We start from the raw sequence: 14325 nt of genomic DNA, 5'->3' as shown, positions 1-14325 counted from the left end.
CCATGAGCGACGCGAACGACACGAACGAGACCCCGGCGGCGCGCGGTGAGCGGCTCGGCCTGCTGCAGCGCAGGCTCGCCGACTTCGCCGCGGCACGCGGCTGGGAGCCGTACCACACGCCCAAGAACCTGGCGGTGGCCCTGAGCGTGGAGGCGGCCGAACTGGTCGAGATCTTCCAGTGGCTGACGCCGGAACAGTCCGCGAAGGTCATGGAGAAGCCGGAAACGGCGCACCGCGTGGCCGATGAGGTGGCCGACGTACTCGCGTATCTGCTGCAGTTCTGTGAGGTTCTCGGGGTGGATGTGCTGGATGCGCTCGCCGCGAAGATCGAGAGGAACGAGCTCCGCTTCCCGGTGGCGGGCGAACCGACACCTAATCGTCACTCTTCGGAGTGATGGACTCCTCCACAATCACGTTTGTGTCCACATTTTCCGAATACCCCTGGCTTTACTGGCTCATTGCCCTCACTCTGGGTAGTGGTGAGGACGGCGGGATGTCGTGCGGACGGGGGACGGCATATGGATGCGGTACGGCTCATCGCGGCCGGCCGGCACGCGCTGGCACAGAGCGGGGCTGCGTGGGACATCGTGGGCGAGGCCTGGCAGGCCCAGGCGCTCGCGCAGGGCGTAGGAGGCTATCTGGCGGTCACCGGGCCGCCGGAGATGAGAGCGGAGGCACGGGGACTGGGGGAAGCGGGAGGCAGAGGCTGCGGGGTGATCGACCGGGCGGCTCTGCGCGGAGAGGGCAGCGCGCCCGAGTATCCGCCGCGGGCCGCGCAGTTGACGGTGGTGTCGGACGTCCGGCAGGCACTGCTCGGGCTCCAGGCATTGCTGGGCGAAGTGGGCATAGCCCTGGTCGGGGTGGCCTGCGGGACGGACGACGAGACCCTGTACTGGCAGTGCATAGAGTCGATCGACGCGGCTGACGAGTCGAGCGACCGGGTACGGGCGATCCTGCGCCGCATGGCGGTGCGCGAGCGGGGGTCCGCCTCGGGCGTGGCCTGAGGTGTCACACGGGTCCCGTCGCGCGCGACGGGACCCGCACGGTCAGAACGACCGGTAGGACGGGCGCTCTTCCCCGGGTGCGGGCGTGCCCGGGGCGCGGTCCGTGGAGGAGGACTGGAGGTCGGCGTCGAGCTGCGACAGGTCGGCGTTCAGCGCCGCCATCAGCTCTTCCATCTGCTGCAGCAGGCCCTTCGGTGCGCCGCCCTCGGCGGGGACCGAGGACTCCTGACGTGCGTCGTCGTGTGCTGCCTGCCCGGTCTGTCGGTGGGTCTCCGGCACGACCTCGTGGGACATGGCGGCCTCCTCGGCCCTGGCCCCTCCGAGGCGGAAGGGCGCGGTGGACGCACCGGCGAAGTGGCCGCCGGCGCGCGGGCCGGGCGGTCCGGCTCCGTCCGAGCCAACGAGCCCCTTCGGGGGTGGTCACTGGCGGCGTCGGGGGTGGACCGTCCGGTTGACGCAGATTCACCCGGCAGGGGTGCGAGGGGGGAACCTCCGCGAGGTCCCCCGGATGGAGGTACCTCCCGGCGGCGGCCGGGAGAGAGCTCGGCGGAGAGCCCGGGGAGGCGGCCTGGGGAGGCAGGATGGGGGCATGGATCTTCGCATTTTCACCGAGCCCCAGCAGGGCGCGAGCTACGACACCCTCCTGACCGTCGCCAAGGCCACCGAGGACCTCGGCTTCGATGCGTTCTTCCGATCCGACCACTATCTGAAGATGGGCTCGGCCGACGGCCTGCCCGGACCCACCGACGCGTGGATCACCCTCGCGGGCCTGGCCCGGGAGACCCGGCGGATCCGGCTGGGCACCCTGATGACGGCCGGCACCTTCCGGCTGCCCGGTGTGCTCGCCATCCAGGTCGCCCAGGTCGACCAGATGTCCGGCGGCCGCGTCGAACTGGGGCTGGGCGCGGGCTGGTTCGAGGAGGAGCACAAGGCGTACGGGATCCCCTTCCCGGCCGAGCGGATGGCCCGGCTGGAGGAGCAGCTGGCCATCGTCACCGGGCTGTGGGCCACCGAGATCGGAGCCACCTTCGACTATCCGGGCAGCCACTACCGGGTGGAGAACTCGCCCGCGCTGCCCAAGCCCGCCCAGGCCAAGGTGCCCGTGCTCATCGGCGGGCACGGCGCGCGGCGCACCCCGCGCCTCGCCGCCCGCTACGCCGACGAGTTCAACATGCCCTTCGCGTCGATCGCCGACAGCGAGCGGCAGTTCGCGCGGGTCCGGGAGGCCGCCGCGGAGGCCGGGCGCAAGGCCGGCGACCTCGTCTACTCCAACGCCCTGGTGGTCTGCGTCGGCAAGGACGACGCCGAGGTCGCCCGCCGGGCCGCCGCCATCGGCCGTGACGTGGACGAACTCAAGGCCAACGGTCTGGCCGGCTCCCCGGCCCAGGTCGTGGAGAAGATCGGGGCCTACGGCTCCATCGGCTCCTCCCGCGTCTACCTCCAGCTGCTCGACCTCGACGACCTGGACCACCTGGAGCTGATCTCCGCCCAGGTCCTCTCCCAGCTCGGCTGACCGGGGACGCAGCAGCGATGCCACGCGCGTCCGGCCCGCTCGCCGAAGCCCTGGCCCACCGGACCGTGCTCCTGGACGGCGGGCTGAGCAACCAGCTCGCCGCCCAGGGCTGCGACCTGTCCGGCGGCCTCTGGACGGGCCGGGTGCTCGACGAGCGGCCCGGCCAGGTGGAGGCCGCCCACACGGCGTACGCACGGGCCGGCGCCGAGGTGCTGATCACCGCGAGCTACCAGATCGGCCCCGGTCACCCCCGGGCCGCCGCCCTGCTGCACCGCAGCGTCGCCCTCGCCGCCCGCGTCGCCGAGGCCGCCGGCCACGAGGTGTGGGTGGCCGCCTCCGTGGGCCCGTACGGGGCGGTGCTCGCGGACGGCTCCGAGTACCGCGGCCGGTACGGCCTGAGCGTGCGCGAACTCGCCGCCTTCCACCGCCCGCGCGTCGAGGCGCTGCTCGCCGCGGGCCCCGACGTCCTCGCCCTGGAGACCGTCCCCGACCCGGACGAAGCGGAGGCACTGCTCACCGTCCTCGCGGAGACGGGCGCCCCGGCCTGGCTGAGCTACACCGTCGCCGACGGCCGTACCCGCTCCGGCGCACCCCTCCCCGAAGCCTTCGCCCTCGCGGCGGCGGCCCCGCAGGTCATCGCGGTCGGCGTCAACTGCTGCGACCCGGCAGAAGTCCTGCCCGCCCTCGAAGCGGCCGCGGCCGCCACCCGCAAACCGCTCGTGGCCTACCCCAACGACGGCTCCGCCTGGGAGGCCGCCACCGGCACCTGGCACGCCCCCGAAAGCCCGCGCCCCTGGCCCACCGGCGCCTGGCAGCACACGGGCGCCCGCCTCCTCGGCGGCTGCTGCCGCATCGGCCCGGACCGCATCGCGGAGCTGGCCGCCGGAAAATAGGGGGCCGTCAGGACGGGTGACCAGCAACAATCGGTCGTGTGTTCCTGACGATCTCCACCACCGGATCCCCTGAACGACCCGCTACAGACCTGGGCTACCTGCTGCACAAGCATCCCGGGAAGACGCAGGCGTTCTCCACCTCCCACGGCACCGCCCACGTGTTCTACCCCGAGGCCACTGAGCAGCGGTGCACGGCGGCCCTGCTGCTGGAGGTGGATCCCGTCGCGCTCGTGCGGCGCGGTCAGGGCAAGGGCCGGGGCGGAGCGCCCGACGCCGCGCTCGCGCAGTACGTCAACGACCGGCCGTACGCCGCCTCCTCGCTGCTCGCCGTCGCGCTCAGCGGGGTGTTCCGCAGTGCGCTGAAGGGCCAGTGCGCCGTCCGCCCGGAGCTGCCGGAGCAGGCACGGCCGCTGCGCGTCGAGATTCCGGCGCTGCCCGCCCGCGGCGGGGCCGAGCTCGTGCACCGGCTGTTCGACCCGCTCGGCTGGGAGCTCGTACGGGCCGAGCCCGTACCGCTCGACGAGCGGTTCCCCGAGTGGGGGGACTCCCGATACGTACGCCTCGTCCTGGAGGGGAACCTGCGCTTGGCGGACGCCCTGCGGCAGCTCTACGTCCTGCTGCCCGTGCTCGACGACGCCAAGCACTACTGGATCGCCCCCGACGAGGTCGACAAGCTGCTGCGCGCCGGAGACGGCTGGCTGGCCGCGCACCCCGAGAACGGTCTGATCAGCTCCCGCTACCTCGCCCGCCACAAGCGGCTGACCCAGGACGCCCTCGAGCGCCTGGAGCTGGTCCGCCTCGCCGAGGCCGACGGCAGCGAGGTCGAGGAGCTCGACAACGCCGTGGACGAGAGCCGTGACACGGAGGAGAGGCCCGTACCGCTCGCGGTGCAGCGGCGGGACGCGATCCTCGCCGCCCTGCGCGGCGCGGGTGCCCAGCGGGTGCTGGACCTCGGCTGCGGACAGGGGCAGTTGGTCCAGGCCCTGCTCAAGGACCCGGCGTACAGCGAGATCGTCGGCATGGACGTGTCCGTGCGCGCCCTGAACCTCGCGGCCAAGCGGCTGCGGCTGGAGCGGATGGGGGAGCGGCAGAGCGCGCGCGTCCGGCTGCTCCAGGGCTCGCTCGCCTACACCGACAAGCGGCTGGCCGGCTACGACGCGGCCGTGCTCAGCGAGGTCATCGAGCACCTGGACCCGGAGCGGCTGCCCGCGCTGGAGTACGCGGTGTTCGGCGCGGCCCGGCCCCGTACGGTCCTCGTGACCACCCCCAACGTCGAGTACAACGTCCGCTGGGAGTCGCTGCCCGCCGGGCAGGTCCGCCACGGCGACCACCGCTTCGAGTGGACCCGCGAGGAGTTCCGCGCCTGGGCCGGCGCCGTCGCCGAACGGCACGGGTACGCCGTCGGGTTCGTCCCCGTCGGGGACGACGACCCCGAGGTCGGGCCGCCGACCCAGATGGCCGTCTTCACACAGACCGACACCGACACGACCGCCACCACCGACACCACCGACACCACCACCGAAACCCCGAAGGAGGGCGAGGCAGCATGACCATCGCAAGCACCGGGACCCACCGCGTACTTCCCGTCACCGACCTGTCCCTCGTCGTCCTCGTCGGGGCCACCGGCTCGGGCAAGTCCACGTTCGCCCGCAAGCACTTCAAGCCCACCGAGGTCATCTCCTCGGACTACTGCCGCGGGCTCGTCGCCGACGACGAGAACGACCAGAGCGCCAGCAAGGCCGCCTTCGAGGTCCTGCACTACATCGCCGGCAAGCGGCTCGAGGCCGGCCGCCTCACCGTCGTCGACGCCACCAGCGTGCAGGCCGAGGCCCGCAGGCAGCTCGTCGAGCTCGCCCGCCGGTACGACGTCCTGCCCATCGCCATCGTCCTCGACATGCCCGAAGAGGTCTGCGCCGAGCGCAACGCCGCCCGCCCCGACCGGGCCGGGCTGCCGCGCGCGGTCATCCAGCGCCACCGCCGCGATCTGCGGCGTTCGCTGCGCGGACTGGAGCGCGAGGGCTTCCGCAAGGTGCACGTGCTGCGTTCCGCCGAGGAGGCCGAGGCCGCCGAGGTGGTCCTGGAGAAGCGCTTCAACGACCTCACGCACCTCACCGGCCCCTTCGACATCATCGGTGACATCCACGGCTGTTCCTCCGAGCTGGAGACCCTGCTCGCCAAGCTCGGGTACGAGGACGGGGCCCACCCCGAGGGGCGCACCGCCGTCTTCGTCGGCGACCTCGTCGACCGCGGTCCGGACAGTCCGGGCGTCCTGCGCCGCGTCATGGGCATGGTCAAGTCCGGCAACGCCCTGTGCGTGCCCGGGAACCACGAGAACAAGCTCGGCCGTTATCTGAAGGGCTCCAAGGTCCAGCGGACCCACGGCCTCGCCGAGACGATCGAGCAGCTGGAAGGGGAGCCGGAGGAGTTCGTCCAGGAGGTACGGGAGTTCATCCGCGGCCTCGTCAGCCACTACGTGCTCGACGGCGGCAAGCTGGTGGTCTCTCACGCAGGACTGCCCGAGAAGTACCACGGCCGCACCTCCGGCCGGGTCCGCTCGCACGCCCTGTACGGGGACACCACCGGCGAGACGGACGAGTTCGGCCTGCCCGTGCGCTACCCGTGGGCCGAGGACTACCGCGGCAAGGCGGCCGTGGTCTACGGCCACACCCCGGTCCCGAACACCGCCTGGATCAACAACACCATCTGCCTCGACACCGGCGCCGTCTTCGGCGGGAAGATGACCGCCCTGCGCTGGCCCGAGCGCGAACTGGTCGACGTACCGGCCGAGAAGGTCTGGTACGAGCCCACGCGCCCGCTCGTCACCGAGGTGCCCGGCGGCCACTGGGGGTCCCCCCGGACGGAGTCTGGGGGAGGCCGCCCGCTCGACCTGGCCGACGTGCACGGGCGCCGGATCGTGGAGACCCGGCACCTGGGCAACGTCACCGTGCGCGAGGAGAACGCGGCCGCCGCGCTGGAGGTCATGAGCCGCTTCGCCGTGGATCCGCGGCTGGTCCCGTACCTGCCGCCGACCATGGCGCCCACGGCCACCTCCCGCGAGGAGGGCTACCTCGAGCACCCGGCCGAGGCCTTCGCGCAGTACCGCAAGGACGGCATCGCCCAGGTGGTGTGCGAGGAGAAGCACATGGGCTCCCGCGCCACCGTCCTGGTCTGCAAGGACGCCGACGCGGCCCGCGAGCGCTTCGGCGTCGACGGCCCGACCGGGTCCGTCTACACCCGCACCGGGCGGCCGTTCTTCAAGGATCCGGAGGTCACCGAGGAGGTCCTCACCCGGCTCCGCGCGGCCGTCACCGACGCCGGTCTCTGGGAGGAGCTCGGCACGGACTGGCTGCTGATCGACGGCGAACTGCTGCCCTGGTCCCTGAAGTCCGCCGGCCTGCTGCGCAACCAGTACGCCGCCGTGGGCGCGGCCTCCGGCGCCGTCTTCCCGGGCGCGATCGCCGCCCTGGTGGCGGCCGCCGCCCGGGGCATCGACACCGGCGAGCTGCTGGAGCGCCAGCGCGGCCGGGCCGTCGACGCCGCGAAGTTCACCGAGGCGTACCGGCGTTACTGCTGGACCACCGACGGGCTGGACGGCGTACGGTTCGCGCCGTTCCAGCTGCTGGCGGCGGCCGGGCGGTCGCTGGCCGCCGTACCCCACGACGAGCAGCTGTTCTGGCTGGACCGGCTGGTCGCCGCCGACGAGGCGGCGGGCACCGGGCTGCTGCGCCGCACCGGCCGGATCCTGGTGGACACCGCGGACGAGGAGTCCGTACGGGCGGGCACCGACTGGTGGTCGGAGCTGACGGCCGCCGGCGGCGAGGGCATGGTCGTCAAGCCGCTCCAGGCGTACGCCCGGGACGGCAAGGGCCGGCTGGTCCAGCCCGGGGTCAAGGTGCGCGGGCGCGAGTACCTGCGGATCATCTACGGTCCGGAGTACACCCGCCCCGACCACCTGGAGCGGCTGCGCGAGCGCTTCCTCGGCCACAAGCGCTCGCTGGCCCTGCGCGAGTACGCGCTCGGGCTGGAGGCGCTGGACCGGCTGGCGGCCGACGAGCCGCTGTGGCGGGTCCACGAGGCCGTCTTCGCGGTGCTCGCCCTCGAGTCGGAGCCGGTCGACCCCCGCCTCTGACCCCGGCCAGGGGTGCACGCGCGTAAAGCGGAGGCCCCCGTACGGCCGCGAATTAGGTCGTATGGGGGAACTTTCGCGGAGAACGCCGGGAAAACCACCGGCGGGATCGTTCATCCAGGGCAGCGGACTGTCCGCGACCCTGGAAGGACGGAACATCACCTATGAAGATGACCGCGCGCGGAAGCTTTGCGGCGCTCATGACCTGTATGGCGGCGGCCGGCGCGGCCACCCCGGCCGCGGCCGACTCGGTCCCGGTCGGTGTCCCGCTGGAGGCCGTGGAGACCACGCTGGGCGTCGAGGCCCCCCGCGTGGCCACCGGGGTGCCGGTGCCGGTCGTCGGAGCGCCCGAGGCGCCCCGCTTCCACTCGGGGGACATGCTCCCGTCCCCACTGCTCCCCGCGGTCCCGATCGCCACCGAGCTCGGCAACACCCTCATCACCTCCCCGGTGCCGAACCTGCTGGGCGAGCCGGAGACGGACGGCGAGGGTTCCCTGGACGCGCCGGCCACCACGATGCGCGCCCGGACCCCGGGTGCGATCCTCGGCTCCCCGCTGACCATGCCGGACGGCTCCAACTTCGGGCTGCCGAACCTGACCAAGCCCAAGCTCGGCCTGATCGCCCCGGAGCTCGTCGGCACCCCGACGGCACTTCTCGGCCTCGGTACCCCTCGCTGAGCAGACGCCACGTCAAAAAGCCGTCCGGTCTGGGAACGTGTACGGCATGGGATTCCATGTCGACTCCGAGACCGGGCGGCTTCGCCGCGTCATCCTCCACCGGCCCGACCTGGAGCTGAAGCGGCTCACACCGAGCAACAAGGACGCGCTCCTCTTCGACGACGTGCTGTGGGTGCGCCGGGCCCGCCAGGAGCACGACGGCTTCGCGGACGTGCTGCGCGACCGGGGCGTGGAGGTCCACCTCTTCGGTGACCTGTTGTGCGAGGCCCTCGACATCCCGGAGGCGAGACACCTGGTCCTGGACCGGGTGTTCGACGAGAAGGAGTACGGGCCGCTCGCCACCGACCACCTCAGAGCGGTGTTCGACGGGCTGAGTTCGGCCGAGCTGGCCGAGGCCCTGGTCGGCGGGATGACCAAGCGGGAGTTCCTGGAGCGGCACGCCGAGCCGGTGTCGGTGCGCTTCCACGCCCTGGAACTGGACGACTTCCTGCTGGGGCCGCTGCCCAACCACCTGTTCACCCGGGACACTTCCGCGTGGATCTACGACGGGGTGTCCATCAACGCGATGCGCTGGCCGGCGCGGCAGCGCGAGACCGTCCACTTCGAGGCGATCTACAAGCACCACCCGCTCTTCACCTCCTCCGGCGCCTTCCACTACTGGTCGCAGGGGCAGGTCGACTACCCCTCGACCATCGAGGGCGGTGACGTGCTGGTCATCGGGAACGGCGCGGTGCTCATCGGGATGAGCGAGCGGACCACCCCGCAGGCGGTGGAAATGCTGGCGCGGGGACTGTTCGCCGCCGGGTCGGCGAGCAGCATCGTGGCCCTCGACATGCCGAAGCGGCGGGCGTTCATGCACCTGGACACGGTGATGACGATGGTCGACGGAGATACGTTCACTCAGTACGCCGGGCTCGGCATGCTCCGCTCCTACACGATCGAGCCGGGCGCCGGGGCGCACGAGCTGAAGGTGACCGACCACGCGCCGGAGCACATGCACCGGGCCATCGCGGCGGCCCTCGGGCTGGACTCGATCCGGGTGCTGACCGCGACGCAGGACGTGCACTCGGCAGAGCGCGAGCAGTGGGACGACGGGTGCAACGTGCTGGCCGTCGAGCCGGGGGTGGTGGTCGCGTACGAGCGGAACGTGACGACCAACACCCATCTACGCAAGGAGGGCATCGAGGTCATCGAGATCCCCGGCAGCGAGCTGGGCCGGGGCCGGGGCGGGCCGCGCTGCATGAGCTGCCCGGTGGAGCGCGATGCCGTCTGACGGGGGATTCTGAGGAGGGAGCCGGAGGGGCGGGGGCCCGCGCACCACGACCGGGCCGTATATCAATACAGGGGATCGTATAGACTTCCAATATCCCCTGTCACCGTGACGCTGGAGCGACCCCATGGCCACCGACCTCGCCGGCCGCAGTTTTCTCAAGGAGCTCGACTTCACCGCCGCCGAGTTCCGCGGCCTGATCGAGCTCGCCGCCGATCTCAAGGCGGCCAAGAAGGCCGGGACCGAGCAGCCCTTGCTCCAGGGCAGGAACATCGCGCTGATCTTCGAGAAGACCTCGACGCGCACCCGCTGCGCCTTCGAGGTCGCCGCGGCCGACCAGGGTGCCCGTACGACCTACCTGGACCCTTCCGGCTCGCAGATGGGGCACAAGGAGTCGGTCAGGGACACCGCGCGGGTGCTGGGCCGGATGTTCGACGGGATCGAGTACCGGGGTGACAGCCAGGACGCCGTCGAGGAGCTCGCCGCCCACGCCGGGGTGCCCGTCTTCAACGGGCTCACCGACGACTGGCACCCCACCCAGATGCTGGCCGACGTCCTGACCATGACCGAGCACTCCGGCAAGCCGCTGGAGCGGATCTGCTTCGCTTACCTGGGCGACGCCCGCTTCAACATGGGCAACTCGTACCTCGTGACCGGCGCGCTGCTGGGCATGGACGTACGGATCGTGGCGCCGAAGGCCTACTGGCCGGCCGAGTCCGTGGTGGCCGCGGCGCGCGAGCTGGCGGCGGAGAGCGGCGCCCGGATCACCCTGACCGAGGAGATCGCCGCGGGCGTGGCCCAGGCCGACTTCGTCGTGACCGACATCTGGGTGTCCATGGGCGAGCCCAAGGAGGTCTGGGACGAGCGGATCGCGGCGCTGTCCCCGTACGCGGTGACCATGGACGTGCTGCGGGCCACCGGCAACCCGGACGTGAAGTTCATGCACTGCCTGCCGGCCTTCCACGACCTCGGCACCAAGGTGGCCCGGGAGATCCACGAGCGGCACGGGCTGGAATCGCTGGAGGTGACGGACGAGGTGTTCGAGTCCGCGCACTCCGTCGTCTTCGACGAGGCGGAGAACCGGCTGCACACCATCAAGGCCGTGCTCGTCGCGACCCTCGCGAAGCCCGGCACGCAGCCCGGCGCATAGTCATACGCGCGCGGGCAGGGTGAACCACACCGCCTTGCCGTGCGGCGTCGGCCGGTGGCCGCAGGCGGAGCTCAGGGTGCGGATCAGCAGCAGTCCGCGGCCGTGCTCCTGCCAGGGGTCGGGGTGGGCGTCGTCCGGGCGGGGCGTCAGGCCGCCGGGCGGCTGCGGATCGCCGTCGTGGACCTCCACCTGGCAGCCGCCCGCCAGCAGCTCCACGACCAGCTCGATCTGGGCGCCGGGGCGGGTGTGCTCGACGGCGTTGGCGACGAGCTCCGCGGTCAGAAGCTCGGCCGTGTCGCTGTCGGCGGGCGCGTCGACGTCGGCCAGCGCGGTACGGACCAGGGCGCGGGCCATGGGTACGGCCGCCGCCGTGTGGGGCAGGGCGATCCGCCAGGCGGAGGGGTCGGGCACGGCAGGTCCCTCCGTTCCGTGGGGGTCGTGGGGGTCGTGGCCGGCCGGTGGGCGTCGGCGCAGCGGGAGATCCTGGTTTCAACCATACGAAGTCGAAATATGATCCCTGTACGGCACCCCGGCGCAGCCGCAACGACCGCAGGCACGTGTCGCGTTTCTGTGACGGCAGTCACGTTCCAGTGATACCGTCGATCGTGTGAGCCCCTTCACCGGTTCCACAGAAGCGACAGAACGGTGGCGCCACCTGCGGGTGACCCGGCAGGACGGCGTGGCCACCGTCACCCTCGACCGCCCCGACAAACTCAACGCGCTCACCTTCGGCGCCTATGCCGACCTGCGCGACCTCCTGGCCGAACTGTCCCGTGAGCGGTCCGTACGCGCCCTCGTGCTCGGCGGCGAGGGACGCGGCTTCTGCTCCGGCGGCGACGTGGACGAGATCATCGGCGCCACCCTCGCCATGGACACCGCCCAGCTCCTCGACTTCAACCGGATGACCGGCCAGGTCGTGCGCGCCATCCGCGAATGCCCCTTCCCGGTGATCGCCGCCGTGCACGGGGTGGCCGCCGGAGCCGGAGCCGTCCTCGCGCTCGCCGCCGACTTCCGGATCGCCGACCCCACCGCCCGCTTCGCCTTCCTCTTCACCCGCGTCGGCCTCTCCGGCGGGGACATGGGCGCCGCCTACCTGCTGCCCCGCGTCGTCGGCCTCGGCCACGCCACCCGGCTGCTGATGCTCGGAGAGCCCGTACGCGCCCCCGAGGCCGAGCGGATCGGCCTGCTCAGCGAGCTCACCGAGGAGGGCAAGGCCCACGTACGGGCCGCCGAACTCGCCGCGCACCTCGCCGCCGGGCCCGCCCTCGCCTACGCGCAGACCAAGGCGCTGCTCACCGCCGAGCTCGACATGCCGCTGGCCGCGTCCGTGGAGCTGGACGCCAACACCCAGGCCCTGCTGATGAACGGCCAGGACTACGCCGAGTTCCACGCCGCCTTCACCGGGAAGCGGCCGCCGGAGTGGAAGGGCAGGTAGCCACATGTCCGCGGACGCCATGCGGGTCGCCGTCGTCGGCGGGGGACCGGGCGGGCTGTACGCCGCCGCGCTGCTGGCCCGCCAGGGCCACACCGTCGAGGTCTGGGAACGGAACGCGCCGGACGACACCTTCGGCTTCGGGGTGGTCCTCTCCGACGAGACGCTCGGCGGGATCGAGCAGGCCGACTCCGTCGTGTACGCGGCCCTGAGCGCGGAGTTCGTGCGCTGGGACGACGTGGACATCGTGCACCGGGGCCGGCTGCTGACCTCCGGCGGCCACGGCTTCGCGGCCCTCGGCCGGCGCCGGCTGCTGGAGATCCTGCACGAGCGCTGCGCCGGTCTGGGCGTCCGGCTCCGCTTCCGCGCCGAGGCCCCCGACGCCTTCGCGCTCGCGGGCTCGTACGACCTGGTGGTCGCCGCGGACGGGGTGCACAGCGCGACCCGCGAGGCCGGGGCCGACCGGTTCGCGCCGACCGTGACGGGCGGGCGGTGCCACTACATCTGGCTCGCCGCCGACTTCGCCTTCGACGCCTTCCGCTTCGAGATCGCGGAGACCGAGCACGGGGTGATGCAGCTGCACGCCTACCCCTACGCACCGGACGCCTCCACCGTGATCGTCGAGATGCGCGAGGAGGTGTGGCGGGCGGCGGGCTTCGACCTGTGCGACGAGAACGAGTCGGCGGCCCGCTGCGCCAAGATCTTCAGCGAGGCCCTGCGCGGACGGCCGCTGCACGGCAACCGCTCCGCCTGGACCCGGTTCCGTACCGTCGTGAACGAGCGCTGGTCGCACGGGAACGTGGCCCTGCTCGGCGACGCCGCCCACACCGCGCACTTCTCCATCGGCTCCGGCACCAAACTCGCCGTGGAGGACGCCCTCGCCCTGGCCGAAGCCGTCCGCACCGAGCCGGACGTACCCGCCGCGCTCGCGGCGTACGAGGCGGCGCGGCGGCCGGCGGTCGCCAGCACCCAGCGGGCCGCGGCCGCCAGCATGCGCTGGTTCGAGGAGATCGCCGGATACACCGGCCAGCCCGCCCGGCAGTTCGCCTTCAACCTGCTCACCCGCAGCCGCCGGGTCACCCACGACAACCTGCGCCTGCGCGACGAACGGTTCACGCGGTCCGTGGAACGGGACTTCGGCTGCCCCGACGAGCAGACCCCGCCGATGTTCACCCCGTTCACCCTGCGCGGGCTGACCCTGCGCAACCGGGTCGTCGTCTCGCCCATGGACATGTACTCGGCCGAGGACGGGGTCCCCGGCGACTTCCACCTGGTGCACCTGGGCGCCCGGGCGCTCGGCGGGGCCGCCCTGGTCATGACGGAGATGGTGTGCGTCAGCGCCGAGGGCCGGATCACCCCCGGCTGCACCGGCCTCTACACCCGGGAACAGGCCGCCGCCTGGCAGCGGATCACCGACTTCGTGCACACCTCGGCGCCCGGCACCGCACTCGGCGTCCAGCTCGGGCACTCGGGCCGCAAGGGCTCCACCCGGGTGATGTGGGAGGGGATGGACGACCCCCTCCCGGAGGGCAACTGGCCGCTGGTGGCCGCCTCCGAACTGCCCTACCGGCCGGGCGTCTCCGCGGTCCCGCGCGCCCTGACACGGGGGGAGATGGACGCGGTCCGCTCCGAGTTCGCGGCCGCCGCGGTCCGCGCCGCCGACTGCGGCTTCGACCTGCTGGAACTGCACTGCGCCCACGGCTACCTGCTCTCCGGGTTCCTGTCACCGCTGACCAACCGCCGCACGGACGCCTACGGCGGCACCCTGGAGAACCGGCTCCGCTTCCCGCTGGAGGTCTTCGACGCGGTCCGCGCCGTGTGGCCCGAGGACCGGCCGATGACGGTCCGCCTCTCGGCCGCCGACTGGGCGCCCGGCGGCACGTCCCCGCAGGAGGCCGTCGACATCGCGGCCGCCTTCGCCGCCCGTGGCGCGGACGCCATCGACGTCTCGACCGGCCAGGTCGTCTCGGACGAGGCCCCGGAGTACGGGCGTTCGTACCAGACCCCGTACGCCGACCGGATCCGCAACGCGCTGGGCGTCCCCGTCATCGCCGTCGGCGCCATCTCCTCCTGGGACGACGTGAACTCCCTGCTCCTGGCCGGGCGCGCGGACCTGTGCGCCGTCGGCCGGCCCCACCTCTACGACCCGCACTGGACCCTGCACGCGGCCGCCGACCAGTCCTACGAGGGCCCGGCCGCGCCCTGGCCGCTGCCCTACCGGGCGGGCAGCCGCAAACCCCCGACGGGACGCGGCTGAGGC

Annotated in this window: 13 protein-coding genes; 11 read left to right on the top strand and 2 right to left on the bottom strand. The window is 72.6% G+C overall.

Going from position 1 to position 14325, the window contains the following annotated elements:
• Positions 1 to 2 precede the first annotated feature (2 nt).
• Together OHA89_RS10235 and OHA89_RS10230 are read left to right on the top strand one after the other, a co-directional pair.
• A complete protein-coding gene (locus tag OHA89_RS10235; protein WP_257553761.1) occupies positions 3 to 395 on the top strand; it encodes a nucleotide pyrophosphohydrolase in 393 nt (130 codons plus the stop codon).
• A gap of 123 nt (positions 396 to 518) precedes the next feature.
• A complete protein-coding gene (locus OHA89_RS10230) occupies positions 519 to 1004 on the top strand; it encodes a DUF6099 family protein (RefSeq protein ID WP_257553760.1) in 486 nt (161 codons plus the stop codon).
• Between the two features lie 42 nt (positions 1005 to 1046).
• Here OHA89_RS10230 and OHA89_RS10225 read toward each other — a convergent pair whose 3' ends face one another.
• Positions 1047 to 1298: a hypothetical protein gene (locus OHA89_RS10225; RefSeq protein ID WP_266615417.1), complete on the bottom strand. Its 252-nt coding sequence runs from the start codon at positions 1296 to 1298 to the stop codon at positions 1047 to 1049.
• A gap of 295 nt (positions 1299 to 1593) precedes the next feature.
• On the opposite strand from OHA89_RS10225, the gene OHA89_RS10220 reads away from it, so the two are divergent.
• From OHA89_RS10220 to argF, 7 genes are all read left to right on the top strand, one after another.
• Positions 1594 to 2517 carry an LLM class F420-dependent oxidoreductase gene (locus OHA89_RS10220; protein WP_266614385.1) on the top strand — a complete coding sequence of 308 codons (924 nt, stop codon included), beginning with the start codon at positions 1594 to 1596 and terminating at the stop codon, positions 2515 to 2517.
• A gap of 17 nt (positions 2518 to 2534) precedes the next feature.
• Positions 2535 to 3410: a homocysteine S-methyltransferase gene (gene mmuM / locus OHA89_RS10215; RefSeq protein ID WP_406365941.1), complete on the top strand. Its 876-nt coding sequence runs from the start codon at positions 2535 to 2537 to the stop codon at positions 3408 to 3410.
• Between the two features lie 38 nt (positions 3411 to 3448).
• Complete coding sequence (locus OHA89_RS10210) at positions 3449 to 4960, top strand: 3' terminal RNA ribose 2'-O-methyltransferase Hen1 (RefSeq protein WP_406365940.1); 1512 nt, start codon at positions 3449 to 3451, stop codon at positions 4958 to 4960.
• Entirely contained in the window at positions 4957 to 7539 is a 2583-nt protein-coding gene (locus OHA89_RS10205) for a polynucleotide kinase-phosphatase (protein WP_406365939.1), read from the top strand. Before OHA89_RS10210 ends, OHA89_RS10205 begins: the two co-directional genes overlap by 4 nt.
• 161 nt (positions 7540 to 7700) lie before the next feature.
• Positions 7701 to 8213 carry a hypothetical protein gene (locus OHA89_RS10200; RefSeq protein WP_266614377.1) on the top strand — a complete coding sequence of 171 codons (513 nt, stop codon included), beginning with the start codon at positions 7701 to 7703 and terminating at the stop codon, positions 8211 to 8213.
• 46 nt (positions 8214 to 8259) lie between these two features.
• A complete protein-coding gene (locus OHA89_RS10195; RefSeq protein WP_266614376.1) occupies positions 8260 to 9486 on the top strand; it encodes an arginine deiminase in 1227 nt (408 codons plus the stop codon).
• Between the two features lie 124 nt (positions 9487 to 9610).
• The gene (argF, locus tag OHA89_RS10190; protein ID WP_406365938.1) at positions 9611 to 10633 is read left to right on the top strand and encodes an ornithine carbamoyltransferase; all 1023 of its coding nucleotides are present in this window, start codon (positions 9611 to 9613) and stop codon (positions 10631 to 10633) included.
• On the opposite strand, the gene OHA89_RS10185 is transcribed toward argF, so the two are convergent.
• Entirely contained in the window at positions 10634 to 11044 is a 411-nt protein-coding gene (locus OHA89_RS10185; RefSeq protein ID WP_266614372.1) for an ATP-binding protein, read from the bottom strand.
• 196 nt (positions 11045 to 11240) lie between these two features.
• Between OHA89_RS10185 and OHA89_RS10180 the strand changes: the two genes are divergently transcribed.
• Both OHA89_RS10180 and OHA89_RS10175 read left to right on the top strand, forming a co-directional pair.
• On the top strand, positions 11241 to 12068 hold the full coding sequence (locus OHA89_RS10180; protein ID WP_266614371.1) for an enoyl-CoA hydratase family protein: 828 nt from the start codon (positions 11241 to 11243) through the stop codon (positions 12066 to 12068).
• A gap of 4 nt (positions 12069 to 12072) precedes the next feature.
• Positions 12073 to 14322, top strand: coding sequence for a bifunctional salicylyl-CoA 5-hydroxylase/oxidoreductase (locus OHA89_RS10175; RefSeq protein ID WP_266614370.1), 2250 nt, complete (start codon positions 12073 to 12075; stop codon positions 14320 to 14322).
• Positions 14323 to 14325: the final 3 nt, after the last annotated feature.

Origin of the sequence: Streptomyces sp. NBC_01546, from assembly GCF_045208355.1 — a bacterium.
Lineage (GTDB): Bacteria > Actinomycetota > Actinomycetes > Streptomycetales > Streptomycetaceae > Streptomyces.
Note: the sequence above shows the minus strand (reverse complement) of the source record. Positions and strands in the feature narration are given on the sequence as shown.

Coding starts and splice junctions, on each gene's coding strand:
- OHA89_RS10235 (WP_257553761.1), top strand. CDS start 3: ATGAGCGACGCGAACGACACGAACGAGACCCCGGCGGCGCGCGGTGAG.
- OHA89_RS10230 (WP_257553760.1), top strand. CDS start 519: ATGGATGCGGTACGGCTCATCGCGGCCGGCCGGCACGCGCTGGCACAG.
- OHA89_RS10225 (WP_266615417.1), bottom strand. CDS start 1,298: ATGTCCCACGAGGTCGTGCCGGAGACCCACCGACAGACCGGGCAGGCA.
- OHA89_RS10220 (WP_266614385.1), top strand. CDS start 1,594: ATGGATCTTCGCATTTTCACCGAGCCCCAGCAGGGCGCGAGCTACGAC.
- mmuM (WP_406365941.1), top strand. CDS start 2,535: ATGCCACGCGCGTCCGGCCCGCTCGCCGAAGCCCTGGCCCACCGGACC.
- OHA89_RS10205 (WP_406365939.1), top strand. CDS start 4,957: ATGACCATCGCAAGCACCGGGACCCACCGCGTACTTCCCGTCACCGAC.
- OHA89_RS10200 (WP_266614377.1), top strand. CDS start 7,701: ATGAAGATGACCGCGCGCGGAAGCTTTGCGGCGCTCATGACCTGTATG.
- OHA89_RS10195 (WP_266614376.1), top strand. CDS start 8,260: ATGGGATTCCATGTCGACTCCGAGACCGGGCGGCTTCGCCGCGTCATC.
- argF (WP_406365938.1), top strand. CDS start 9,611: ATGGCCACCGACCTCGCCGGCCGCAGTTTTCTCAAGGAGCTCGACTTC.
- OHA89_RS10175 (WP_266614370.1), top strand. CDS start 12,073: ATGTCCGCGGACGCCATGCGGGTCGCCGTCGTCGGCGGGGGACCGGGC.